Annotated in this window: 23 protein-coding genes; 12 read left to right on the top strand and 11 right to left on the bottom strand. The window is 39.7% G+C overall.

Annotation, left to right across the window (positions count from 1 at the left end; genetic code table 11):
* Nucleotides 1-70 precede the first annotated feature (70 nt).
* Entirely contained in the window at nt 71-976 is a 906-nt protein-coding gene (locus tag F902_RS05415) for a LysR family transcriptional regulator (protein ID WP_005201658.1), read from the bottom strand.
* A 96-nt stretch (nt 977-1,072) separates the two neighbouring features.
* On the opposite strand from F902_RS05415, the gene F902_RS22965 reads away from it, so the two are divergent.
* A complete protein-coding gene (locus F902_RS22965) occupies nt 1,073-1,198 on the top strand; it encodes a hypothetical protein (protein WP_005201657.1) in 126 nt (41 codons plus the stop codon).
* A gap of 265 nt (nt 1,199-1,463) precedes the next feature.
* Here F902_RS22965 and F902_RS05410 read toward each other — a convergent pair whose 3' ends face one another.
* On the bottom strand, nt 1,464-2,357 hold the full coding sequence (locus tag F902_RS05410; RefSeq protein ID WP_005201656.1) for a LysR family transcriptional regulator: 894 nt from the start codon (nt 2,355-2,357) through the stop codon (nt 1,464-1,466).
* Between the two features lie 94 nt (nt 2,358-2,451).
* Here F902_RS05410 and F902_RS05405 point away from each other — a divergent pair, with 94 nt between their 5' ends.
* Nucleotides 2,452-2,904 (top strand): PACE efflux transporter, encoded by a 453-nt coding sequence (locus F902_RS05405; RefSeq protein ID WP_005201655.1) that lies wholly within the window; start codon nt 2,452-2,454, stop codon nt 2,902-2,904.
* Between the two features lie 96 nt (nt 2,905-3,000).
* On the opposite strand, the gene F902_RS05400 is transcribed toward F902_RS05405, so the two are convergent.
* The 4 genes from F902_RS05400 to F902_RS05385 all read right to left on the bottom strand — a co-directional run bounded on the left by F902_RS05400 (nt 3,001) and on the right by F902_RS05385 (nt 6,585).
* Entirely contained in the window at nt 3,001-3,468 is a 468-nt protein-coding gene (locus F902_RS05400) for a DUF2147 domain-containing protein (protein ID WP_004803501.1), read from the bottom strand.
* Between the two features lie 109 nt (nt 3,469-3,577).
* Nucleotides 3,578-4,936: a phosphate regulon sensor histidine kinase PhoR gene (phoR, locus tag F902_RS05395; protein ID WP_005201654.1), complete on the bottom strand. Its 1,359-nt coding sequence runs from the start codon at nt 4,934-4,936 to the stop codon at nt 3,578-3,580.
* Between the two features lie 9 nt (nt 4,937-4,945).
* On the bottom strand, nt 4,946-5,656 hold the full coding sequence (gene phoB, locus F902_RS05390) for a phosphate regulon transcriptional regulator PhoB (RefSeq protein WP_004803505.1): 711 nt from the start codon (nt 5,654-5,656) through the stop codon (nt 4,946-4,948).
* 251 nt (nt 5,657-5,907) lie between these two features.
* Nucleotides 5,908-6,585 carry a TetR/AcrR family transcriptional regulator gene (locus F902_RS05385; protein WP_005186013.1) on the bottom strand — a complete coding sequence of 226 codons (678 nt, stop codon included), beginning with the start codon at nt 6,583-6,585 and terminating at the stop codon, nt 5,908-5,910.
* Nucleotides 6,586-6,884: 299 nt separating this feature from the next.
* Between F902_RS05385 and F902_RS05380 the strand changes: the two genes are divergently transcribed.
* Entirely contained in the window at nt 6,885-7,712 is an 828-nt protein-coding gene (locus F902_RS05380; protein WP_004657060.1) for an SDR family NAD(P)-dependent oxidoreductase, read from the top strand.
* A 63-nt stretch (nt 7,713-7,775) separates the two neighbouring features.
* Here the strand turns inward: F902_RS05380 and F902_RS05375 are convergent, their stop codons facing one another.
* From F902_RS05375 to F902_RS05355, 5 genes are all read right to left on the bottom strand, one after another.
* Nucleotides 7,776-9,143, bottom strand: coding sequence for an MATE family efflux transporter (locus F902_RS05375; RefSeq protein ID WP_004803509.1), 1,368 nt, complete (start codon nt 9,141-9,143; stop codon nt 7,776-7,778).
* A 97-nt stretch (nt 9,144-9,240) separates the two neighbouring features.
* A complete protein-coding gene (locus F902_RS05370) occupies nt 9,241-10,395 on the bottom strand; it encodes a pyridoxal phosphate-dependent aminotransferase (protein ID WP_004803511.1) in 1,155 nt (384 codons plus the stop codon).
* Nucleotides 10,396-10,668: 273 nt separating this feature from the next.
* Nucleotides 10,669-11,976 (bottom strand): DUF445 domain-containing protein, encoded by a 1,308-nt coding sequence (locus tag F902_RS05365; protein ID WP_005201653.1) that lies wholly within the window; start codon nt 11,974-11,976, stop codon nt 10,669-10,671.
* Nucleotides 11,977-12,006: 30 nt separating this feature from the next.
* Nucleotides 12,007-12,552, bottom strand: a complete 546-nt coding sequence (locus tag F902_RS05360) for a CC0125/CC1285 family lipoprotein (RefSeq protein WP_005201651.1) — start codon at nt 12,550-12,552, stop codon at nt 12,007-12,009.
* A 36-nt stretch (nt 12,553-12,588) separates the two neighbouring features.
* Complete coding sequence (locus F902_RS05355; RefSeq protein WP_005201650.1) at nt 12,589-13,128, bottom strand: DUF924 family protein; 540 nt, start codon at nt 13,126-13,128, stop codon at nt 12,589-12,591.
* Between the two features lie 227 nt (nt 13,129-13,355).
* Here F902_RS05355 and gshA point away from each other — a divergent pair, with 227 nt between their 5' ends.
* From gshA to F902_RS05310, 9 genes are all read left to right on the top strand, one after another.
* Nucleotides 13,356-14,930: a glutamate--cysteine ligase gene (gene gshA / locus F902_RS05350; protein WP_005201649.1), complete on the top strand. Its 1,575-nt coding sequence runs from the start codon at nt 13,356-13,358 to the stop codon at nt 14,928-14,930.
* 18 nt (nt 14,931-14,948) lie between these two features.
* Complete coding sequence (locus tag F902_RS05345; RefSeq protein ID WP_004803521.1) at nt 14,949-15,455, top strand: disulfide bond formation protein B; 507 nt, start codon at nt 14,949-14,951, stop codon at nt 15,453-15,455.
* Between the two features lie 179 nt (nt 15,456-15,634).
* Nucleotides 15,635-19,036: a type VI secretion system Vgr family protein gene (locus F902_RS05340; RefSeq protein WP_005201648.1), complete on the top strand. Its 3,402-nt coding sequence runs from the start codon at nt 15,635-15,637 to the stop codon at nt 19,034-19,036.
* Between the two features lie 7 nt (nt 19,037-19,043).
* Entirely contained in the window at nt 19,044-19,577 is a 534-nt protein-coding gene (locus F902_RS05335) for a hypothetical protein (protein WP_005201646.1), read from the top strand.
* Nucleotides 19,577-22,024 (top strand): hypothetical protein, encoded by a 2,448-nt coding sequence (locus F902_RS05330; RefSeq protein WP_005201644.1) that lies wholly within the window; start codon nt 19,577-19,579, stop codon nt 22,022-22,024. Before F902_RS05335 ends, F902_RS05330 begins: the two co-directional genes overlap by 1 nt.
* A 2-nt stretch (nt 22,025-22,026) precedes the next feature.
* On the top strand, nt 22,027-22,557 hold the full coding sequence (locus tag F902_RS05325; protein WP_026057521.1) for a hypothetical protein: 531 nt from the start codon (nt 22,027-22,029) through the stop codon (nt 22,555-22,557).
* Between the two features lie 35 nt (nt 22,558-22,592).
* Nucleotides 22,593-23,084 (top strand): hypothetical protein, encoded by a 492-nt coding sequence (locus tag F902_RS05320; protein ID WP_005201629.1) that lies wholly within the window; start codon nt 22,593-22,595, stop codon nt 23,082-23,084.
* A gap of 39 nt (nt 23,085-23,123) precedes the next feature.
* Nucleotides 23,124-24,083: a hypothetical protein gene (locus tag F902_RS05315; RefSeq protein WP_005201628.1), complete on the top strand. Its 960-nt coding sequence runs from the start codon at nt 23,124-23,126 to the stop codon at nt 24,081-24,083.
* 103 nt (nt 24,084-24,186) lie between these two features.
* On the top strand, nt 24,187-24,717 hold the full coding sequence (locus F902_RS05310) for a hypothetical protein (protein WP_005201627.1): 531 nt from the start codon (nt 24,187-24,189) through the stop codon (nt 24,715-24,717).
* The last annotated feature ends 114 nt before the right edge of the window (nt 24,718-24,831 follow it).

Below are 24,831 nucleotides of genomic sequence, written 5' to 3'. Positions count from 1 at the left end.
GTGAAAGGAATACGAAAAAGCCCGACAGGATGTCGGGCTTTTTTCATTTGAGCTAAAGCTCAGTCAATTTTTAGCTCACCTGCTTGGCACTATAATAAGCATGAATCGAGGCTGCACAACGTTCAATGATCGAGTCTTCATCCTTTTTCCAGATGAGTTTCACTTCGCTGAGGGTGTTCTCGTCTTGGATGGGAATCAGTCTGACATTGCTAGGCAAAATCACTTTAAATTCTTCGGGCACAATACACACGCCAAAACCATTGGCGACCAGTTCCAGTTGAGACCTTTTCCTTGAGTAGATTCTGGTTCTTTTAGGACTAAAACCATTGACCAAACATAAATTGGCTGCCAAATAACTTAGGCCACCACGGGCTTTATGGGGTACAGAAACAAAATTCAATGGCGCCAATTCACGGATCGAGATACTTTCTTTTTCACTTAATAATGGGTCTGCAATATGGGCAGCAACATATAAGGGAGCCGTGTATAAACTGATCGAATTGATATCATTTAAATTGTGATAAATCGGGGGCCGAATAAAACCCAGATCAATTGTCCCATTCAACAAATATTCGAGCTGTAATTCAGAGGATAGGGTATTCATTTCGATATCAATGTTATGGGTATCACAGAGCTGCTCAAAGATTTCCAACTTGTTTTGATCCAGCACAATACTACTGGAGTGCGCGATTTTAATGATTCGACCTTCACCACGGCTGATGCTTTGGGCGCTGACAATCGAACTTTTTAAATGATCAATATTGGTTTTTAGACTTTTATACAGGGCTTCTCCTGCAGGTGTGAGTCTAATTTTCTTCTCGGATCGATCAAAAATTTCAAAACCGATTTCTTCTTCTAAATTTTTAATTTGTCTGCTGAGGGCCGATTGAGCAATAAATAGCTTTTCCGAGGCAGCAATAAAACCCCCAGTTTCAACAATCGTGATTAGATAATTGAATTGTTTGAATGTCCACATATCTCAAAATTAGATCATTGCTTGTTTTTTCTATATTAGATTAGATGGAAGAAATCTTATACCTTTTTTATAGATCCTTAATTTAGGTAGCTGAACATGACAATGAAAAACAAGATGTTGACCTTGATTGCTGCTGTAGTGATTTGTTTACTGGCGCAAAGCTACGATCAGTATATGGGGGTGATGACGAAAGAGCAGACTATTGATTTATTGGGAGATTGATAAGTTTTCCGTACCCAGTTCTATATAATAACTGACTTTTTAAAGGATGAGAAAGCTCAGCAGTGTACGCTTTTTCTTACATTGATTAGGGGCAATGTCCCATTTTCTACCAAGGCTGAATTGCCTAATATGAGTTCATCAGGAACAGGAAGTTCCAAAACATAAAACAAGAATGATAAGTTTGCGCATCAGGACGTGAGATATGACAGGAGTTATATCTAGTGAAAGGAATACGAAAAAGCCCGACTTGGATGTTGGGCTTTTTTTATGCGCGATGGATTTGTTTTTCCCACAGCTCAATCAAAAGCTGCATGGATTTGCTCAGTGGTTTATAAGCTGGCCAAATGGCATGAATCGGCATATCCAGCCCATTGGTGGTATCGAGAAAGGCTAAGCGCACCAGACTTTGTTTGGCAAAATGTGTTTGCACTACGGAAAGCGGAAAATTACCCCAACCCAGGCCTTGTTCCACCATATCAATGGCCATGGATAAATTGTCGCTATACCAATAAGAGTCCGAGACCAAAACCCGACTGTCAGGTAGAGGGTAATTTTTGCTTGCAACAATAATCTGTCTGAGTTCAGATAACATGGTGAGTTCATTCTTATTATGTGCTTTGAGCTGTTGTGCATCTTTCGGTGAAACCGCAGCAACGAATTGTTCCATACCCAGTAAGCGGAAACGCTCATTGTTATCGAGTTGTGATGAGCTATAAGCGATATAGAGATCAATTTCGTTATTGTGTAGCCGTGTTTTGAGCTCTTGTTGTGGTGCACTGACTATTTCAATATTTAACAAGGGATAGCGTTGAATCAGCTGTTCAATCCCTGCCAATAAAAACTTTTGATTCACATCTGCAGCGATGCCAATGCAAAGACTGGTTTCTAATCCCGTTGAAAGTTCGGTCAAATGCAGGTCGAGCTGACCTAATTTGGTCACAATCAGTCGGGCATGCGGTTCGATTGAAAGCGCGACTTCGGTGGGGGCAAGATGATTTTTACTACGTTCAAATAATTTTAAATTCAACTCTGCTTCAAGATTGGCAATCGCCATGCTGACTGCTGAAGGGACTCGATTTAACGCACGTGCCGCTGCGGAAAAATTACCACGATCAATAATTTCAAGAATCAGTTCAAGCTGCTCGCGACTGAGCTTCATGGCAATTTCCTTGTCAGTAAATCTGATGACGATTGACTTTTTTTATCAAATTTAAGGCGTAAAATCCACTCATTATTGATTTTAAGGTGTAGTCATGCAAGGAACCAAGAGAAGAGTCACTTACGTATTTTTCTATGAAGTTTTGAGCTTTTTTATCTGTGCGATGGTGTTGGTGGTGCTTTCAGGCACAACCTTCAGCCATACTGGACCTTTGTCGATCTTGATTGCTGTGATCGCAGTGACAGTCAATTTCTTTTATAACTATGTATTTGAGATGTGGGAAAAGAAGCAGACATCAAAAAAACGTACGGTACTCAGACGTGTGGCACATGCCATTGGCTTTCAAATTGTCTTGGTGATGATTTTGATTCCCCTGATTGCCTGGTGGATGCAGATCAGTTTAGTTAAAGCGTTCCTGCTCGATTTTAGTTTGATGGTGCTGATTCCATGTTATACCTTTGTTTATAATTACTTTTTTGATCATATTTTTGGTTTACCTAGCCATTTGGTTGAGCCAGCAGCACTGAATGCCAAAACCAGCTCTTAATTGACAGTTTTATGGTTAAATTCATAAAAAAGAGTGCATAAATTGCACTCTTTTTTATGTGAAATATAAATTATTTCCGTGGCTGAATTTAAATCATTAAAGTCGAATCCAGGTCATATTACGGAAACTATTATTGTTTGGGTTTTTCGCATTGATACTCAGCATTTTGCCTGTTTTGCTTAAACGAGCATTCAGGTTATATTTTTGGCCATCATAAGGATTGAGCCAAACGCCTTGTCCAAATTCCTCATTTTGACTCAACATCTTTAGACCGGTTAGCACTTCCATGCCGATAATCTGCTGATTTTTTAAAGTACCTGTACATGCTGTACATAAGGTCGGTGCAGCCTCCTTGGCAGAAGGATACATTTTGACAATCACCGCACTGTATTGTTCGGTCGCAGAATGTCTGCGAATGACGATATCAGACAGGTACGAGCCCGTACGCTCATCCACGACTTTCCACGTACCAATTAGTGGATCTGTCGGAGCAGCGTGAATCGCCAAAGGCGTATTGAGCCCAAGTAATAGAACACAAGTGCGAAGAAAAGAAGTATTTAGCATGAGGATGGCATCAAAGAATAGAAATAATGAAATGAAACAACAATTTATTATATTATTTTAGTGGAATGATCACATCATATTTAAGGGAACTTGGCAGTTCCCTTTAGGTTTAAATCATGCGGTATAAGCGTTCTTTCGGGAACACTGCGGTAAAGGTTGAGCCTTCATTTTCTTTAGAGCTAATTTCCAAGTGCGCACCGTGTTGCATTAGCACGTGTTTCACAATTGCAAGCCCTAATCCTGTCCCACCTGTTTGACGGCTACGTGCGCTATCAACACGGTAGAAACGCTCTGTTAGACGCGGCAAATGTTTTGGGTTAATCCCGATCCCATTGTCCTGTACGGTAAAGTAGGCATGATCACCATCTTCATGCCAGCCAATGGTGATGATGCCGCCCGCAGGCGTGTATTTAATCGCATTGGTAATCAAGTTGCTGAATGCACTGGCAATTTCGATATCGGAACCAATCAGGTCGCAATGGCTATCAATATCCAGATTCAAGGTATGACCATAATCGAGATTGTAGGCGCGGGCATCATCAAAGATTTGATTCATCAGATTGGCCATATCAATAATCTGATTTTTCGCGACTTTTTTATTATTTTCTAAATTAGATAGCAACAATAAATCATTAACCAAAGCATTCATACGCTTGGTTTGTGACTGCATTTGTGTGAAAGCTCGTTTCCAGCGTGGGGTAATGTCATCTTGATCAATAAAGGTTTCGATATAACCACTGAGTACGGTCAGCGGTGTACGTAATTCATGTGAAATATTATCGACAAAGTCTTTACGCATTTGCTCGAGGTTGTGTACTCGCGTGGTGTCATAAGCGACCAATAGACGACTTTCGCCACCGAAACGGGTCAGTTTGACTTGCACATAACGATCTTCATCCATCTGCGCTTGCAGACGGATGCCATCAGGAGATTGATCACTGTGGTTAAAATATTCAATAAAACTGGGTTGGCGCAGAATCGACAATAAGTTGCGGCCACGATCTAAGGGACTAATGCCTAACAGTTTTTCAGCAGCAGGGTTCCACCATTCGATTTGATGTTGATCATCAATTAAGACCACGGCTTCGGCCAATGCCACCAAAGAAGATTGCGCGCGATCAATCAAACCCACCATTTCGGCTTGAACAATGCGTTCTTGACGTTGCGCACGGTAGACATTGAACAGCAACGCGCCCCAAATCCCGTTCAGATTTGGAGGGACATCATAAGGGCGGTTGGAAATCCATTCATTGACCAGATAAAGCGAGCGGAGCTGTAGCATGAAAAACAGCACAAAGGCGACAAAAATACAGCTCCAGAAGTAACCCACCCCGAATCCGACTAAGCTCGCAATCAATAAGAAAAAAAGTAACAGTCTTAAATCTTGCTTTGCAAAGGTCCATAAACTGCTATAGCGAAAACGTTGGTGTTCACGTGCCAGTTCAGGGACGGGGTAAGGTTCATACATAAAGGATTTTTAACCTACTGCTAAATCTGCTCGTGTCGAGAAGCGATAACCTGTGCCACGAACGGTTTGTACAAAACGGTCGACACCAAAAGGCTCTAACACTTTGCGTAAACGACGAATATGCACATCAATGGTACGGTCTTCGATATAGACATTACCACCCCAGACTTGATCTAGGAGTTGAGCGCGCGTATAGGCACGCTCAGGATGCGTCATAAAGAAGGCCAATAAACGATATTCAGTTGGACCCATCTCTAAAATACTGTTGCCGAAACTCACGCGCTGGCTGACAGGATCAAGTAATAAGCCATTGGCATCAATCACTTTCTCACCGCTCAAGGCATTGGCACGACGTAATACCGCTTTGATACGAGACACCAGTTCACGGGTTGAAAATGGCTTGGTCATGTAATCGTCTGCACCCGCATCAAGACCTTGTACTTTATGGTCTTCTTCACCACGTGCGGTCAGCATAATTACTGGAATCTCGGCCAAGTTTTCATCGCGTTTGAGGCGGCGGCATAAATCTACACCACTCACACCACCCGGTAGCATCCAATCCAGCAAAATAAGCGCAGGACGCTGATCAACGATAATCTGATGCGCTTGTTTGGCATCCTCTGCTTGTAAACATTGGAAGCCTGCCATATCTAAAGAGGTATGGATCATTTCGCGGATCGGTAGCTCATCATCGACAATTAAAATATAGTCATCTTTCACAGCGCAATACCCTTAAAATCTGTAACGGTTTAACCGTTTTGTTGTTATGACAGGCTTATTACAAAGATTAATTATGACAATATCATTGCAAAAGAATTAATAAAGTCGAATTTAGCAATAAATTGTGACAATCGTAGGGCAGCATGGTGACGGATTTATGACAATCTGCTTAGCAATAAAGCAAATAAATTCATTTGCTTAACTCAAGTGTAGTTTAACAGCTTTGCGTGTCACAAAACTGTAAAATGATTTTAATTTTTTTGCGAGGTGGTTTCGATAAAAGACAAAAAGACAGCACAGCAGGCTGACAAAACATCTTCTAGAGGCTGTTTGAAGCCTTCTGAGACCCAGCGAATAATAATATGCGTAACATAACCATTTAAGCCCGTTGCCATGAGCGAGACTTCTTCAGCACTTTGTGGGGCATTGGGCATGGTGATCATCACAAAGCCTTGAATGATACGATCGAACTGGGTCAGTGTTTCTTGAATGGTGGCTTGATTATGCAGATCTTGCACCAGCATGGCATCAATATAAATAATTCGTGCCATACGTGGATCATCTTTAATAGCATTCAGTAATGCAGAGAGGCCAGCATTCACCATATTCTTAGGTTCTGGCGCAGCCATTAAAACAGCTTGGGTCAAGCAGGTTTGCATTTTTTCAATCATTTTTAAGAACACGGTTTGAAATAGTTCTTCGCTTTTCTTAAAAGATTCATAAAAATAGCGTTCAGTCAGCTTGGCTTCATTACAGACATCTTTGACGGTCACCGAGAAAAAGCCTTGTGTGCCGTAGGTTGCAATACCTGCTTCAATCAATTTTTCACGACGGGCTTCTTTGCGCTCGGTTAAAGACAGACCTTTAAATTGTCGTTCTTTCGCTTCTGTATTTTTTTTCTTGCTTGTCGCTTGATCTTGAGTTGCCATTGAGAAAACCGTTCCCTAAAAAGTCTTTAAATCGTGTGTCTAATATTTGCATTTCAACATGTTGTACTGACTAGCATAACCAAATTTTGAAAATATGCCTTGTCTCTTTTAAGCATGATCAGTCATGAAATGTAAATAGGCCTATTATGACATGTAGGATGTTGGTTATTGCCATTTGTCTTAAAGCTAGAGTGTACTATATTGACAACACGTATTGTCAAAATTATATTGGTTACAGGTTAAACAGCACATGGTCTGAGCGAATATGTGCGTATCATTCGCAGTACAAAGGATAGGCAATGAAAAATTTTAAAAATAAAGTCGCAGCGATCACCGGTGCAGGTTCTGGGATTGGACAACAATTGGCAGTTTTATTGGCGAAACAAGGTTGCCATTTGTCATTGAGTGATATCAATGAAAAAGGCCTGACGCAAACTGTTGAATTAGTGAAGCAGTACCCAGTGACAGTGACCACAAAAGTACTCGATGTTTCAAACCGCGATGCGGTGAAGCAGTGGGCGCAAGAGACTGTACAGGATCATGGCTCAGTCAATTTGATCTTCAATAACGCAGGCGTAGCACTTGGCTCAACCGTCGAAGGTGCGAGCTATGAAGATTTAGAATGGATTGTTGGAATCAATTTCTGGGGTGTGGTCTATGGCACCAAAGAATTTCTGCCATTCATCAAACAAACCAAAGATGGTCACATCATCAACATCTCTAGTATTTTTGGTTTAACCTCGCAACCAACCCAATCCGCGTATAACGCAACCAAATTTGCGGTGCGCGGTTTTACTGAATCACTGCGCCAAGAATTAGATATTGAGAAGGGCGGAGTCAGCTCACTCTGCGTACACCCAGGCGGGATTCGTACCAATATCGCCAAAGCAGCGAAAATGAATGACAGTTTGAAGAGCTTGGGCATGGACCCGAACAAATCAATCAAGCAATTTGACAAGTTCCTGCGCACCCCACCAGAAGAAGCTGCACGTCAAATTTTAAATGCAGTATTGAAAGATAAACGCCGTTTATTGATTGGGACCGATGCGCGTATTGTGGATTCGTTCCAACGTTTATTCCCGACGGGTTATCAACGTATTGCAGCGCTTGCAACCAAGATGATGTAAGTTGTCAGCATGAAAAAAGCCATTCGCTGTGAATGGCTTTTTTATTTGCATCAGAATGTGATTTTAGATCAGCACTTTAATCTTGGTCTTTTTCCAAAAGAATTGATAATAAAAGGCTTGGAATAGACATAGACAAACAAAGGACAGTGCATAGGCAATCCAAATGCCTGTTAAGCCCCACAATGAACTAAACCAATACGCGCATGGCACTTCGATCAGAACAATTGTGAAAATATTGATGAGCATTGGGATATTGACCGCACCACTGGCACGCATAATCGATGCAAAAATGGCGCTGGCACCAAAGAATAGAATCGACCACAACACAATAAATAACAGTTGTTGACCCAGCTCAATTACGCTGTGATCGGTAATAAACAGCGCCATTAGATATTTTGAGAACAAATAAGCCAGAGCAATCAAACTACCGGTAAATAAGAAATTCATACCCAAAGCGGTACGGGTGACTTTGGCCAATAAATCAGGTTTACCTGCACCAATCGCTTGTGCAGCAAAAATCGAAGCGGCAATTGAAATCGACAAGGCTGGAAATTGGATGTAGTTCAGTACCTGATTGACTGCGCCGTAGGCAGCAGTGGCATGTGCACCATAATGGTTAATCAAGCCAATAATCACCAAACCAGCTAAGGAAGTGGTGACCATTTGAATCCCTGTTGGAATACCGAGTTTTAAAATTAATTTACTCAGCTCAGCATCATGGCGAATATGTTGCAGCAATAGACCATCAATTTTCAGTGGATGGTTTTTATAATTTAGATAAATTGCTAAAAAAATCAGCACCGCGGCATAACCGATAATGGTTGCAATCGCAGGGGCAACAATACCTAAAGCTGGGAAACCAAAATAACCTTTCAGTAAAACGGGGGTTACGCCCAAACCAATCAAGCTAGTGAGGCTCAGTGCAATCAGTGGTGTCACACTATCACCGACCCCACGCAAGATCGAGGTATAAATAATATAGACGAACAGTAAGGGGCTGCCCACCAACATCCATTGCACATACGGCAAGGACAGGTGCATCACTTTAGGATCAGTACCCAGCAACTCCAAAATATGTTTGGCGAAGATCAGGCCCAAGACCGCAATAATGCTGCCGCCGATCAAGGTCATAAATACGGTGGAGCCAATCACGGAACGGACTTTTTCTAGATTCTGTGCACCCCATGCCTGCCCAATCAGCACTGTGGAACCTGCGGAAATCCCGATCACAAAAGCCAGTAAAAAGAACAGGATGGGGAAGAATACAGATACAGCGGCAATTGCATTGACTCCCATCATTTGCCCGACAAAGATGGTATTAATGGTTCCCGACAGGTTTTGTAAAATATTGGTGGCAATCAGCGGTACCAGAAACACAAAAAAGGTTTTCCAGAGATTCGGTTGCATGACCAAGGGTTGGCGTGGTGTCATTCAATTTCCTTCACGCTTCATCCTGAAACGATTGTATTTTTTTCAACATAACATGATCAATTGTGTTGAAGATGAGGGTTCAGTTTCTTTTTGTTGATCAACATTGTACGAGGATTTCACCTGCGCGTTGTAGTGTTTGATCTGTTTTGGCAAAACAGAAACGAATCAGACGTAATGAGGCTGGTGCTTGTTGATAGAACACCGAAATTGGAATGGCCACAATTTTATGTTGCTCTGCAAGGAATTGGCACATCTCAATATCATTAAGATCAGGGCGAATAGTGCTGTAATCCAGATTTTGAAAATAGGTGCCTTGAGATGGAATGAAGTCGAAACGTGAATCTTGAATTTGGGCATTGAACAAGTCACGTTTCGCCTGATAAAAGCTAGGCAATTCCTGAATATGTTCAGGGTGTTGTTGCATATAGTTGGCCAGTGCAATCTGGCATGGGGTGGTGCCACAGAAATTGGCAAATTGATAAATCTGGCGGAATAGACGCATGAGTTGTGGTGCAGCAACACAATAGCCGGTTTTCCAGCCTGTGACATGATAGGTTTTGCCGAAAGAACCAATTACGAAACTGCGTTCACGTAATTCTGGGAATTGCAGTGCGCTATGGTGTTTGTGCCCATCAAAAATCAGATGTTCATAGACTTCATCGGAGAGCACCACGATATTTTTATCTTGAATCAAATCAATTAACTGACGCCAATCCTGTTCTGACCAAATTGCCCCTGTTGGATTGTGTGGGGTGTTGACAATGATCATGCGGGTATTGGCATTGATACTGTCTTTGACCTTTTGCCAATTCACCTGAAAGCTGGGTGCATCTAAATGGATATGTACTGATTTTCCACCTGCTAATTGAACCGCAGGGGCATAGCTATCATAGCTTGGATCGAAAATAATCACTTCATCGCCTGCATGGATACAGGCTTGAATGGCACAGAAAATTGCAATGGTTGCGCCAGGGGTGATGGTGATTTCAGTGACTGGATCGAGTTGCAACTGATCACGTGCCAAGAATTGTGTCGCCAGTTGTTGTCTTAAAGCCAGTACGCCGTCACCCGCAGGGTATTGGTTATAGCCTGAAAGTGTCGCTTGGCTCAGTGCTTCGAGCAATGCAGGTGGCGCAGGAAAATCGGGGAAACCTTGGGACAGGTTCAAGGCATTCAGGCGGTGTGCGAGTTCAGTCATGACACTAAAAATGGTGACGCCTTGGCTTGGGAGTTTTGACTGAAGTTGCAACATGATTGAAATGGCCTAATAGAATTTTAATGGATTATGTATTTTGACGGTGTCTTACCGAGAGCTTATCTAATTTCAGGATAAGCCTTCAGCTGGAGTTACTTTGGTTTCGCCCAAAGTAACCAAAAGCATTGTCATTCGCAAAACCTGTTCACTTCTTGCATTGGTTTTATTACATCGCAGAAACAGCACTTAATTGAAATCACGCAGGTTGCGAATGACCTTTCTCGCGTATCTTATTGATGACAGGTTTTTGTAGTCAATATTGACGCTATATTACAAAACATTTTCAACAATGGCACGAATCACACCGAGTGCTAAACCAATAAACGCACCGACAATGACACCGTTGACGCGGATCATATGTAAATCACCGCCAACTTCACTTTCAATTTTGGCAATCATTTCACGAGAATCCCACTCATGGATGCGCTCACTGATATAACGAATGATCTTGTCACTATATTGCTCACTGAAGTTGGTGGCTAAACCGACCATTTTTTCATTCAGTACCTGACGGACTTTTTCATTCTGAATCAGGCTCTCACCCAACTGTTGAATGGCGGCTTGTAAATTGGTAGCAATGCCTGAATCTTCCTGCATTAAATCGGTTTTAATCGCATCACATAATATTGCCACAGCACCACTGATAAAGTTCAGCACTTGTGGGCTATCGAGCAGGGCATCTTTGCCACGATTTAAGCGTTGGCTGGCTTCACTGTCAGGTTCTGCCAGTTCCAGCATTAAATTATGCGTGGTGGCTTCAATATCTTGACGCCAAGGATGATCAGGATTGGCCAGCATTGATTCAACTTTTTCAATGAGTGAATCAATGGTGCGTTGCTGTACATCAATGCCGATCCAGCTTGCACCTTTAGCCAGTTTCCAAACACCGAGTTCTTGGAATAATTTACGTGATAAATCACGTGCTTCTTCAGGATGAGACACCATCCATTCATGTGCCAGATCCAGTCCACGCTGCAACACATCTTGATGGAAATCATTTTCCAGTACCGCACGTAGCATTTCACTGGCCAATTTATTGACCTTGGTACTTCTGACCCATTGCACACTGTTATTTTGGACAAAGTGTGCAATCTGATCCTGGCTGACAAACTCAAAGATTCTCGGCACGGTGTGCTGAATCATCTGCACCACCTGCTGGTTGTTCTTTGGACTGGCCAACCATTGACCCACCGCCAAACTGATATCGGCATTTTGTAGACTACGTTCCACAATTTGTGGTGACAAGAAATTTTCCTGTACAAAACGTCCCATTGATTCGGCAATACGCGCTTTATTGCGTGGAATAATTTCAGTGTGATCACGCAACAGTTTGGGTAAGGGCATTCTGCCGAAAGGGTTGCGGAATAAGACGGTGACTGCATACCAATCGGCTAAGCCACCAACCACACCTGCTTCTGCACCGAGCATGAAAATATGGATGAGCCATTTATATTCAGGCAGGAAATGTGCCGCGACCATTAAAGCGACCCATGACACCACTGCAATAATCAGTGCCATGGTGGCGAAGTATTTACTTCGTTGTAAGCTTGGGACGTGGATTTCTTCGACTGAACTCATTGAGTCATCCTTTTAATTTCATTTCTTGTTTTAAGGTGGTGCAGGCGGCTGCAACACATCTCCTGATGGACTCAAGCCATATTTAGGCCCTAGGGATTGCAAAATCAGTTGTGCATCAAAGGCATCTGGTGATTGCTGCTGTGTCTTAAAGCACTCGATAGTATACGACACTTGAATCGGATCAATATTGACCACTTGTGGGGTATCGTAGAATGGATCCGGCCAAAAGGCAGGATGACGACGATAATAACCATAAGGATAATAAGATGGTGTCGGATAAATTACCGCCTGACGGGGGGCTTTATGACGGGCATTACTTGGATCGTCCACCACACTAAAATAGCGGAAACCATTTTTGACCGTGGTTTGCGCTGCTTTGAGCAAGGTAATTTCCTCAGCCGTACCATAACTCAAATTATTATCCGCTTGGAAACCAACGCGGTAAGTTTTGTTATTTAACGGATAAGCGGTGAATTGTCCGAGTTGATCAAAGGTTCTGGGTTTGGAGGGAACCGTTGCACATCCTGCAAATGTCAGTGCGACAAGGAGCGGGGTGCATATTAATAAAGCTTTCATATGCCATTCCTTTATTCAGTGTCGAGGGAGATCGACTTAAAAACTACTATTCGGTTGAGTTAAAAATTCCAGTTCTTCAGCGCTTGAGTTACGGCCTAAAATTGCATTGCGATGTGGATAACGACCAAAACGATCAATGATCACTTTATGCTTTTTCTCAAAGTTTAAATTAATTTCATTGCCTAAGCGTTGAAACAATTTTAGGGCAAATTCATGGATGAGTTTGGATTCGCTATGCATAAATGGCATATAAAGAAAGGAACGTTGCTCGGGACTGAGTTGTGCATCCAATTGCAAGCTAATCGCTTCTTGTGACAGGGTTAAAGCCAAGCTATCGTAGGCAAAGGCTTGAGCCTGATCTCGGTATAAATTTCGTGAGAACTGATCGAGGATAATAATTTCAGCCAAACGACCTTCGGGTGTTTGGCGCCATGACCACAGCTCTGCCTGAGCAGCTTGTTGATGAATCTCTGCAAAGGACGCACGAATTTTTGCATCAAAATCATCACTTTTGGCAAACCAAAGTGCACGATGATCAGGGTCAAACCAAAAATTAAGAATGTCTTGCGCTTGCATGGTCGAGTATCCATTGGAAGATTTATTTTTCAATAAAATCACAATTTTTGCGTGTCTTATGTAACAAGATTGTGATAAAAATTGCCAAACTAAATCAGATGACTAGATTGTAATTGTCGTTATAATTGGCTGAGTCGAAGGGATTGGCATGCACAGCATGTCTGTAGAATCGACGACGTCGCTACCATGCATGTGGTCGGCTGATCTTGAATAAGCGAGCATAGAATATGAATCAACCCAGCCTTACTTCCTCTGTGATACCAACTTGGGTAGATGCCTCGCTATTAAAGGGGATGTTACGTGGGATCGAACGTGAAAGCCTACGCATGCAAAGCAATGGATTCTTATCACAACAAAATCACCCAATTGCTTTAGGTTCAGCACTCACACATCCGCATATCACCACCGATTATTCAGAAGCATTGATGGAGTTTATTACCACGCCACAAACGACTATTGCTGCCGCTTTAAATGAGTTGAGTGATATCCATAGCGTCGTACATCAGCAGCTTGAAGAGGGTGAGAAACTCTGGCCTTTATCGATGCCATGTATGCTGGATGATAACGAAGAAAATATTAAACTGGCGCAATATGGGAGTTCCAATATTGGCCGCTTTAAAACCTTATACCGTCGTGGTTTAGGCGTACGTTATGGTCGCCGTATGCAGACCATTTCAGGGGTTCATTATAATTTATCTTTTCCTGAACAACTGTTTGCTGTTTTACAGCAGCATGAAAGCAATCCAGAGTTAAAACAGCTCAGCTTACAAGATTATCGTAGTCACCGTTATTTTGGCTTGATCCGTAATTTTATTCGCTTGATTCCTTTGGTGATGTATATGCTAGGCGCAAGTCCATCGGTCTGTCGTTGCTTTTTGACAGGTCGTCAGCATCATTTACAACCACTAGTCAAAGGCACTTTATATTTACCTGAAGCGACTGCATTGCGGATGGGGCGTTTGGGCTATCAAAACTCAGCGCAAAAAGAGTTAGGAATTCATTATAACGACCTGCATGATTATCTCGATGGCTTACAAAAAGCTGTGCATACCCCATATCCAGAATTCACTCAGCTCGGTTTAAATGATGAACAGGGCGAGCCAATTCAGATTAATGATCATGTGCTACAGATTGAAAATGAATATTACAGTCTGGTACGTCCGAAACAGGTACCACAAGCAGGTGAAACACCGTCACAAGCCTTAAAAAATCGTGGCGTTGGTTATGTCGAATTACGGGCAGTGGATGTGAATCCGTATAGCGCGATTGGGATTGATGAAATTTCGGCAGGCTTCCTTGAGAGTTTAGCCTTGTACTGCTTACTCAAAGACAGTCCAGATCTCTTTGCTGAAGAACAAGAACAGATTGATCGGAACCAAACTGAAGTGGTCAATCGTGGTCGTGCAGCAGATGCCAAGATCGAAGCGGGAGACCAGTCGATTGCTTTAAAAGACTGGGCACAAACACATTTAAATGCAATTCAAGCTTGTGCCAAGGTTTTAGACCAAATGGATGGTACTCAGCTGTATCGTGATGCCATTCAAGTGATGCAACAACGCCTAGACCATGTTGAAAACACACCTTCGGCGCACGTCATTGCAGATACCTTGCAACATGGTGGCACATGGAATTTTGGTAGTGTCATGGCACAGCAACATGTTGATCATTATGACCAGCATCCACTCAGTGAAGAACGCAAACAATATTTTGAACAATTGGCGCAAACTTCGTTGCAAAAACAGGCGCAACTTGAACAAGATAACGACATGAGTTTTGAACAATATCTTGCACAATATCGTTAAAATTTTAGAGGACTTCCCATGCGATGGAATTACCGCTTAGTCAGTGCATTACTGGTACTGACCAGCATTATTGGTATCTCATTTGCGTTGTATTTAGAACATGTGCAAGGTTTGGATCCTTGTCCACTCTGTATTTTCCAACGCCTTGGCTTAATTGGGATGGGTTTAATTGCACTTGTGGCATTTATCCATAATCCAGTTTCAAACGGATTTAAACGTTTTTATGCCTTCTTGGCGACTTTATCCATTGGTTGGTCGGTGGGTGTTGCGGCTCGTCATGTTTGGTTGCAAAGTTTACCACCCGATAAAGTACCGAGCTGTGGACCTGGCTTAAACTATCTGGTGGATGCCTTGCCGATGAAAACCGTACTGCAAGAAGTGCTTTCGGGTTCAGGTGAATGCGCTGCGATAGATTGGACTTTCCTCGGTCAATCGCTACCCGTTTGGTCTCTGGTTTATTTCAGTTTGATTTTATTGATCTGCTTATGGCAATTATTTAGAAACTATCGCGTTACACAAAAATAAACGAATCGTTGTTCTAAATCCTTTTAAAACCCGAAATATGAATGCATGTTTCGGGTTTATTTTTGTCACTTAGTAAAAAAAAGTGTAAATTTTTACTAAAAATGGTCGTTTTTTTGTAGACAGTCAGGTCTGTTTTTTATAAAGTTCAGCCGATTCCCCGTACGATCTGATTATAAAAAATGCTTTTTAATATATTTAATGTATTAGAAAAAATAGGGCTAAATGCACAGAAACGTGCCATCCACGTACAATTTTCTAATAATCTACTGAATAATCAAGTTTTTTTACAACGCATACAAGCCCAGCATCAACTCAATGTGGGTTTGGAAGCAGAGCTGATTTGTCTTTCGACCAATGCCCAGATTCCTCTCAAACAATTTATTGGGACTCAGGTTGCTGTTGATCAGGTTACTGATTCAGGGCAACTATTTCGCACCACGGGGATTGTGACCGAGGCCAGTTATGGACAGAGTGATGGTGCATTAACGCTGTATAAGCTGACTGTACACGATGCAACCCATTTATGGCATAAGCGCCGTAATAGCCGTGTTTTTATGAATAAAACTATTGTGGAAATCACCGAAGTTTTGTTCAAAGAATGGCAGCAAAGAAGTCCATTATTTGCGGCAAGTTTGAGTCTGGATCTGAGTGGCTTAAGCCAGAATTATGATATACGCCCCTTTGTAATGGGCCATAATGAATCCGACTATTCTTTTCTTACACGCCTATGGCGCAGTGAAGGCATAAACTGGCTGATTGATGAAGCTGAACTTTTTGTGCCGTATTCAAGTACGCCTGTCAAAGCGCAGAAGCTGAGATTGATTGATGATAATAGTCAATATCAAGCTTTAGCTCGACGCAGTATTCGCTATCACCGCAGCAGTGCTACTGAATTCCAAGACAGTATGACCAGTTTCGTGGCGGTGCGTAGTTTGCAGCCGACTGCGGTGCATCTGCAACGTTGGCAGCCTGATGCCTTGGCACAAGAAGAAGGTGCAGGTTCAGTGGTCACCAGCCATAACCATTCGGACAGTTTTGATTCTGCCAGTTTAAGCCTTGAGCAGGCATGGCATATAAGCCCAGCTTGGATGCAGGACTTAAAGGGTGAAGACCAAGCCACGGCTTCAGGCGGCAGTCAGTTAGAAAAGCTGAATCAGCAATTCAATGACATGTACGCCAGTCAAGCCAAATATTTTAAGGCTTATAGTACCGTGCGTGATAGCCAAGTCGGATATTGGTTTAATCTCAGGGAACATCCTGAAATTGATCAACATGAAGGGGCCGATCAGGAGTTCCTGATTATTGCCAAGAATTTCTATAATCAAAATAATTTACCGAAAGATCTGCAGCAACAGGTCAGTCAACTGCTCAGCCAGAGCCGCTGGGATCAACGAGGCTATGACGACATCGAGCGCCAAGGCAATGAGCTGACCTTAATTCGCCGTCAGATCAAAATCACCCCTGAATATGATCCAGAATCGCATCGTCCGATTGCCTATCCGCAACGCGCCAAAGTAGTGGGGCCTGAAGGGGAAACCATCTATGTGGATGAGTGGGGACGGATCAAGGTACGTTTTCTGTTTACCCGTAGCGATGATCATGGACATGATGGTGGTGCGGGCAGCAATGACAATGACACCGACTCCGCATGGGTCGATGTCCTGACGCCTTGGGCGGGGGAAGGCTATGGTGCACGCTTCTTGCCGCGTATCGGTGAGGTGGTGGTCATTGACTTCTTTGATGGCAATATCGACCGTCCTTTTGTGACAGGGCGAATCCATGAAGCACAGCGTTCTCCGACCAAGTTTGATGTCAAAGGACAACTCCCAGACACTAAAAAACTCAGTGGTATTCGCAGTCAGGAAGTGAATGGGAGTGGTTTTAACCAATTACGTTTTGATGATACGACAGGGCAAATCAGTACCCAGTTGCAAAGTAGCCATGCCGCAACACAGTTGAATTTAGGCAATTTAAGCCATCCAAAAGTGCAGGAGACCAGCAACGGTCGTGGAGAGGGCTTCGAGCTCAGAACGGATGCTTGGGGCGCTGTGCGGGCAGGTAAGGGCATGCTGATCAGTACCTATGCTCAAGAACAGGCGATTGCTGATCATTTGGAAGCTACCCAGGCACAATCTTTGCTGTCACAGGGCTATGACAATATGAAAATGCTCAGTGAAGTGGCTGCGAAGCAACAGACTGATGCGCTAAATGTGATAAACCGTCTACCGAAGTTTATTCAGTCATTGGAACTTAAAACCACAGGTCAAGCACTGGATAGCACTTTAAATTTATTTAAAGAAGGGCTGAGTAATGATCCGATCCATGCTTTGAAGGATTGTGGTGGTTTTATTGAGGATATTGGTGCCCTTGGCGGCAATGCCAAAGGTGCGGTAGATGAGTTTAATGCATTCTTTAGTGATGCCAAAGATGCGGTTGAAAATCTGAAAGAGTTCATTGAAAACGTTGAAGAGCATGGCGCTGATATTGTCAAAGGCAAGCTTGCCAGTATTAAAGATCGGATTCAGCAAAACCCGTTTGAAAGTATTAAAGAAGTCGGCAATGTTTTGGCCAATGTCGATATTAAAGATTTTGAGCTGATGAGTACTTGCGGCACTTTTAGTAAAGGCAGCAAGTTAGAAGTTACCCCGTCCAAAGCATTGAGCTCCTTACAGGGCTTTATGGAGGGCTATACCCAAGGTTTGGAAAGCAGTTCGAATGCCAAACAGCAAGAGCAAGGCAAGATTTTCAGACAGGCGCTGATGTTGTTGGCATCGCCGAATGGGATTGCATTAACCACGCCTGAAAATATTATTTTGCAGGCCTCTCAGGATATTGCCGAGAGTGCCAGTGGCTCAATTAACTTGAGCGCACAGAAGAATATTATTGGGCATGCACAGGATAAGATCAGTTTGTTTGCTGCACAGAAGGGCTTTAGGGCGTATGCAGCAAAAGGGAAATTGGAGTTGCAGGCGCAGGATGATGCGATTGAAGCGATTGCCAAGAAGGTGATTAAACTGATTTCTACCGAAGATAAGATTGAAATCACCAGTCCTAAAGAGATTGTACTAACAGCGGGTGGTTCTCAGTTGAAGATCAATGCCAACGGGGTGTTTTCAACCACAGGTGGTAAGTTTGAGAGTAAGGCTGGTCAGCATTTGTTTGTGAGTGGCGCTACCGTAAATGCTGAACTGCCTAAAATGCCAGAAAGTGGAATCTTTAGCCGCCGATTCGATTTTAGCGAGTTGGTTAATGCTGATTTATTGAAAGATGGATTTAAATATAAAGTTATTAATCACGCTAAGAAAACAGAATACATCGGTTTTCTTGATCAGTTTGCAAGGACGGGTCGGATTTTTAGTGATAACCCAGATAGCGTCGAAATTCTTTTACTCGGTAAGAATGATGACAGTTCAGATAAGCTACAACTGGTTGAAGAAGTGATATCGGAAGGGCAAGGTCATGGTTCAGATGAGGCTTGTTGCGGTGGCGATGATGATCATAACCATGAGCACGATAGTGATGAACATATTGATGATACAGATTTAAAAGCAGATTTTGAAAGTTTTGGACTTAAGGATTAATTTAATAATGAACACTGTAAAGATAATGATAGGTGCATGTATTTTACTAAATAGTATAAATTTACATGCAGAAAGTGCTAAAGAATGTATGAAATATTGGAGCGAGCCAGCAGTACAAGTGATTGTATTAGAAGATGTTCAGTGCCCTGATATATGGGAAGATAACTTTAGTAAAGAAAACAAAAAAATAGCAAAAAAAATTGGCTTTGATTTAAAAGATAAAAATTGGACATCTACAGGAACATGTAACCATGTCCAGTATAAAAAGAAAAATTATTATATTTATTGGGCGGAAATGAAAAATAATAAAACTGATCTTATCATGATTTATAATGATATTAATTCATTCGCATATTCAAGAGAAATAGATCGAAACAAAATTAAAGGTGGTTTTAGAAAAGAAGATTTCGTAGATGTGAATTTATCTTGTAGTAAGGTTGGGGAGGATGCAAATATTGTATCTGCTCTAAATGGATATTTATTCAAAGAAACGTCTATTAGTAATATTTCTAAATATAAGATTAATGATAGGTTTAAATAATGAAAAAGACTATACAGTTTCAAGATGGATCAATACAAGATTTTGAATTAAATAGAAATGGATTTATACAAGCTGTTAGTTATAAAGAATCAAGTGCTGATTTGAAGCTAAGCTTGAACCACAAATCGAATATAATAGCAGCAGCTAAAAAAAGCTCAGGAGGATATCGTGGTTTTTTTCAAATGGGAGAGTCTGCCTTATTTGAAACTGGATACTATTTAGGAGATCTAGGTGTAGATTTTAGAAAGCTAAATCCAGAGAAAGAAAAGCAAAGAATAGATACGATTAGAGCAACTTTTGATAAAAATGACTGGAAAGGGGAATGGTCAGGTAAAAATGGAATTCATTCTTTCAATGATTTTCTTACAAAGCCTGAATTACAATTAATGGCGGTTAGTGATTGGATTAATTATTTATGTAAACGTATGCAGGTATTAAACTTCAATCAATATTATGGGAAAATTATTAACGGGGTCGAGGTAACTGAATCGGGAGCAATAGCTAGTGCTCATTTAATGGGTGAAGGAGGACTAGCAACTTTTCTTGGTTCACCTGTATTTAAGAAAAAATCAGCTGTATCTGATGGTAATGGAACACATATTTCTTCATACTTATCAATGTTTGGTGGTTTTGATTTAGAAAGCTGTTGCAAAAGAAAAATTTATATTACTCTAAAAGATAGTGCAGGTTTAGAGTTAAAAAATAAAGAAGTAACAATTGTTTCTAAAAATAATGGTAAATATATTTCAGGAGAAACAAGAGTTAAGGTTAAGAGTGATGAGAATGGTAATCTTCCTGTTATTGTTAGAAACCCAAACACAGAAATAAAAATAGTTGCTGATGGAAAAGAGTCGAATAGTATTATTCAAAAAGCAAATGAAAAACAAAAAGCAACTTTAAGTGATTTTAAAGTTACAAGCCATTCTGCAACTTTAGCGACAGATAGTGCACCTCAACCAAGACCTCAGGTTAATAAAACACCTCAAGAAGTAAGAAATGAACAGGGACAATCTTCGACTTCTCAAGAGGCAGAGGCAACTCCTGCATCTAAAGATGTAACCTTTAATATTGAAATAGTCGAAGGGGATTCTGGTAAGGCAATTTCTAATATGAATTTTTTTCTTACCTACAAAGGCAATATTAAAAAACATACAGCTGATAGTCATGGGATCAAGCAAGGTATTATTGCGGAGGAAGGACAAGATGTTGAGGTTTCAGTAGAAGGTGATGGGCAGAAACAGGTCATTCATCATTTTCAAGTAACTACGGCATTAAAAAATACAACAGTCAAAGTGAAGCTTCCTGTACATCCTTTTAATATTTCAGTAACTCAAGACGGCAAACCTGTTCCAAACACATTGTTTAGTCTCTTTTACCGAGGTCGGGAAATACCGAAAAGAACAAATAATCGCGGTATAATAAATGTACGAATGTTAACGGGTTTTGTTTTTGGTTTTGGTATAAAAGGAAAAAGTTTAGTTTTAAGTCGTGTTGAAAAATCAAGCCCAACGAAACCCTTTACCGTAAATGGTAGTGCCGTTCAGGCATCGAAATTATATGAAGTTGCAGATGCAAAACGTAAACAGGCTGAAGATATAAAAAGACAACAGCAGCAGAAAGATGTTCAGGAAAAGAAAGCAAAAGAAGAAGCAGAAAAAGCAAAAACTGAGGCAGATCAGAAGAATCAAACGAAGCAAAATAATACGTATACTGAAAGTGGAGGAAAGCCATTAACAACGGTAAGTAATCAATCACCGCCAACAAGTGATACGACTCGATATCATATTTATCATGATGGAAAAATCAAAAGAGAGAATAAAGCTGCAACTGGTTTTGCTGAGTTCATTTATTATGACCAAAATGGTAAGACTCATAATTTAGGGAAATCTAGATATGTAGTTGCTAAAAGATGGGATAAAAAAGATGTTCATGGTAATGGAAATATTTTCTTGGTTGATGTTAGGTCTTTTTCATCATATCGTAATGGAAACGTTGGATATAAAATGTTAATGAATTCCCAGCAACAAAGATACTATTTAGGTGGTGTCGAGATGGCCGCATTTCTTGGCGGTTTATGTAAGTCTGGTTATGATGATATTTCCTTTAATGGTTTTAGCACGTCTAACGGATCACCAGGAGAAAGTTCTTCGCATATCAATGGAGAAGCTGGAGATATAAGATATTTGAGGAAAGATAAGAAAGCTGAACCTGTTATTCTGCAAGATGAAGTTTATGATCATCAACGAAGTTTAGAGCTTATAAATAATTTCATAAGCTTTGGATGGGGGCGTTCTAAATTAATGATAAGTGAATATTTTACTAATGTAACTGCGGGAGTGAAAAGTAACTATATTTTTCCAAAGTGCTTTCAGTTAAAAAGTAAAAAACCAAGACATAATAATCACTTGCATATGCAAGGGCTTTCGGCTTATATGGAGGATATTTGATTTTGAAAAAGGCTAGTTTATTCCTATCACTAATATTGTTAGTTGGTTGTGCAAAAAATGAAGTTCATACTGTAGCTAAAGATAGTTTGAATTTTAATAAATTGAATGGAATTTCTATAGGAGGTAATTTAGAAGATGTTTTAAAAAAATATAAAGATGATATTATAGTTCAGAACTATAAAGATATTAGTAGTATACCAGGTTGTGAAAATGCAAAAAACATTATTATTGATAATAATGAGACGAACTTAGATGTTAGTAATAAAGGTTTTGTAACGGCTATAAATACAACTAACCCAAAGGTTGTAGATGAAAATGGAATAAGTGTTGGGCAAGATTTAAAAAAATTATTGGAATTAAAGTCGATTAATAAGGTGAATAAAATAGATAATCAAGAAGGTGGTTCTTATTACGAATACAAGTTGGTTTCACAGGATTCTGAATATTATTATATTTATTCTGCTAGTAAAGATGAGAAGGTTGACTCCATTGGATTATTTTCTAAAGATCATATAAATTGCTATGAGGATTGAGTTTTTATATTTTATAAGGAATGAGTTTTCTAATAATGAATAAAAATTTTTATTTACCGCTATGCTTTGTTTTAGCTGCATGTAATATCAAAGAAGAAGCTAAGATAGCAGATCGTAACCTTTCATTAAATAATTTGTTGTCCGAATTTAAAAATATGAATATCGGCCAAGATTACACTAAGTTGGAAAAAGAAGGTCTTGTAAAGCAAATAGATGATACGGAAATTATTGATAATTGTTTATATGCAGAAACTAAAGATGAAAACATTGATTATTTAGTCTTTGATAATAAGATTTCAACTGCTTCATATCAAAAGTCTGAATTTATGGGACTCTCTGTTCTAGATCTAAAATCTAAGGTTAAAGACTTAAGTTTAGTAAAAAGTGTATATGATGACAATACATACTATTTGCAACACCAATTTGATAATAATAATGGTGTTAAATTTTATATTGTTGAGAATAAGGTGGCTGAGGTTACATATGGGACACTTGATAAATTGAAATATCAAGAAGGATGTTCGTAATTACTTCTTTTTTGAATATCATTTTTTGAAATTAATGTTATGAATAAATTGTTTTTTTTAAGCGTGATAGTCATTTTTACTATTTCATTTAACGGTTGTTATGCAAAAGAAAATTCTTCATGGAGTGATTATTTGCAAGACTCTATCCAAGTAAAATCACCTGCAGTAAAGTATATTCATAAAATCGATGTCAAAGGCTGTTCTGTTGATTATGATGAGGTTGATTTTTGTACCAATGAGAAATTAATAAATTATAATAATATTATAAAAAGTAAAAAATCAAATTTTGATAAAAATAAGTTTTTAATGAGTTTTAAGGAAAGAAACGATTTATATTTTGCAATCATAGATATGGAAGGTAAAAAGGTTTATACATTTCCAGCATCATTAAGTGTGATATCAAATATTAAACCTATAGAATTTTCATTAGATAATAATTTATTTTGCCTAAGCGGAAATTTTAATCAGTATCGAAACTCTTATACCTCAGTGAAAACTTGCTATGAATATCATAATGGGAGTTTTGATTTTAAATCCAGAGTTGAGTTGGAGAGTGAAGTAAAGAAATATGATAATCATGGTTATAATAATTTGATAAATAAAGTGAAATTACCAATTTCTTCGGATTATTTCTCTAAATGTGCCGAGAAAAACGCAATTAAAAAATGTGAGCAGCTTGAAAGGTCTAATAATCGAGCATATTCTTTATCTGAGTTAAAGAAAATATCTCCTGATTTTTTGAATATATTTGATAATCCTAAGATATATTCATTAAATGCAGATACATTTAGATTCCTTCCTGAAATTAAAGATAGTTTTTATTCTATTGCTGAGAAATATATGGAAACAGATGAGGATTCTAGCTCTGAATTTTATTTAATAAAAATAAAACCTGTACTTAATGTAGAGAAGATAGGTGACTATTACTCAATTGATAAATCTGGAGTAATAACTTATAAAGATAAAAATGGAAAATTATTAAAAATAAATTTGAAATAATAATAATTTAACGTTGATTTGATATGCCCTAATTGAGTTGGGGGATATGATTCTAAAAATAAAAGATGGAAAGTGGTTGGTTTAGACTAATAGGAAGTTTTAAATGAGTTTTTTGAAAATAGTAATGATATTGACTATTGGTTTAGTCCTTTCAAATTCTTGCTTTTCTAAAGAAAATAATCAAAATTTTGATATTGATGCAATTACACGAGAGCATGTCGTTAAGTGTGAATTTGAACAAGGTTACATTGATTTTTGTTCAGATAATTTTTTAAAACTTTATAAGGATGCATTAAGCAAAAAAGTAAACTTTGCTCAGAATAAAATTGCTTTAGTAATTGATAAGGAAAGAGATATAGGAAAGGGTGTACCTAGAAAAGTTAAATACTTTATTGTATTGGATCCTAGAACGCAAAAAGTATATCCATTAGAGCAATCTGTAGGTTATTTTGTTGATGATAAATTCGAAGAGATTGCATCAGAGCCACCTATTGTTAAGTTTAGTCAAAGCAACAATCAAATTTGTTTGTTAGGTACAACATTTTCATATCATGATAATAATATAAATGTTGAGAATGAATGTTATATCTTTAATTTAAACGAGAGAAATTTTTTCAAAAAAATAGTGAGGTAAAGTTAAATAAAATTATGGGGAAAACTCAAGATAGCATAACTCAATTATTATTTTAATTTTACAGAGTTTTCCTGAATCTAATTTTACATTTTGCGAGACTAAGCCCATTTTTCT

The organism is Acinetobacter higginsii, assembly GCF_000369525.1.
Classification (GTDB): Bacteria; Pseudomonadota; Gammaproteobacteria; order Pseudomonadales; family Moraxellaceae; genus Acinetobacter; species Acinetobacter higginsii.
This window is presented reverse-complemented; position numbering and strand designations above follow the sequence as displayed.

What these genes read in the sequence shown, in the direction of transcription:
- F902_RS05360 (WP_005201651.1), bottom strand. Translation starts at nt 12,552, where the DNA reads ATGAAAGCTTTATTAATATGCACCCCGCTCCTTGTCGCACTGACATTT.
- F902_RS05365 (WP_005201653.1), bottom strand. Translation starts at nt 11,976, where the DNA reads ATGAGTTCAGTCGAAGAAATCCACGTCCCAAGCTTACAACGAAGTAAA.
- F902_RS22965 (WP_005201657.1), top strand. Translation starts at nt 1,073, where the DNA reads ATGACAATGAAAAACAAGATGTTGACCTTGATTGCTGCTGTAGTGATT.
- F902_RS05320 (WP_005201629.1), top strand. Translation starts at nt 22,593, where the DNA reads ATGAATAAAAATTTTTATTTACCGCTATGCTTTGTTTTAGCTGCATGT.
- F902_RS05375 (WP_004803509.1), bottom strand. Translation starts at nt 9,143, where the DNA reads ATGACACCACGCCAACCCTTGGTCATGCAACCGAATCTCTGGAAAACC.
- F902_RS05315 (WP_005201628.1), top strand. Translation starts at nt 23,124, where the DNA reads ATGAATAAATTGTTTTTTTTAAGCGTGATAGTCATTTTTACTATTTCA.
- F902_RS05335 (WP_005201646.1), top strand. Translation starts at nt 19,044, where the DNA reads ATGAACACTGTAAAGATAATGATAGGTGCATGTATTTTACTAAATAGT.
- F902_RS05345 (WP_004803521.1), top strand. Translation starts at nt 14,949, where the DNA reads ATGCGATGGAATTACCGCTTAGTCAGTGCATTACTGGTACTGACCAGC.
- F902_RS05410 (WP_005201656.1), bottom strand. Translation starts at nt 2,357, where the DNA reads ATGAAGCTCAGTCGCGAGCAGCTTGAACTGATTCTTGAAATTATTGAT.
- F902_RS05385 (WP_005186013.1), bottom strand. Translation starts at nt 6,585, where the DNA reads ATGGCAACTCAAGATCAAGCGACAAGCAAGAAAAAAAATACAGAAGCG.
- F902_RS05330 (WP_005201644.1), top strand. Translation starts at nt 19,577, where the DNA reads ATGAAAAAGACTATACAGTTTCAAGATGGATCAATACAAGATTTTGAA.
- F902_RS05380 (WP_004657060.1), top strand. Translation starts at nt 6,885, where the DNA reads ATGAAAAATTTTAAAAATAAAGTCGCAGCGATCACCGGTGCAGGTTCT.
- F902_RS05405 (WP_005201655.1), top strand. Translation starts at nt 2,452, where the DNA reads ATGCAAGGAACCAAGAGAAGAGTCACTTACGTATTTTTCTATGAAGTT.
- F902_RS05370 (WP_004803511.1), bottom strand. Translation starts at nt 10,395, where the DNA reads ATGTTGCAACTTCAGTCAAAACTCCCAAGCCAAGGCGTCACCATTTTT.
- F902_RS05400 (WP_004803501.1), bottom strand. Translation starts at nt 3,468, where the DNA reads ATGCTAAATACTTCTTTTCTTCGCACTTGTGTTCTATTACTTGGGCTC.
- F902_RS05415 (WP_005201658.1), bottom strand. Translation starts at nt 976, where the DNA reads ATGTGGACATTCAAACAATTCAATTATCTAATCACGATTGTTGAAACT.
- F902_RS05355 (WP_005201650.1), bottom strand. Translation starts at nt 13,128, where the DNA reads ATGCAAGCGCAAGACATTCTTAATTTTTGGTTTGACCCTGATCATCGT.
- gshA (WP_005201649.1), top strand. Translation starts at nt 13,356, where the DNA reads ATGAATCAACCCAGCCTTACTTCCTCTGTGATACCAACTTGGGTAGAT.
- F902_RS05340 (WP_005201648.1), top strand. Translation starts at nt 15,635, where the DNA reads ATGCTTTTTAATATATTTAATGTATTAGAAAAAATAGGGCTAAATGCA.
- F902_RS05310 (WP_005201627.1), top strand. Translation starts at nt 24,187, where the DNA reads ATGAGTTTTTTGAAAATAGTAATGATATTGACTATTGGTTTAGTCCTT.
- phoR (WP_005201654.1), bottom strand. Translation starts at nt 4,936, where the DNA reads ATGTATGAACCTTACCCCGTCCCTGAACTGGCACGTGAACACCAACGT.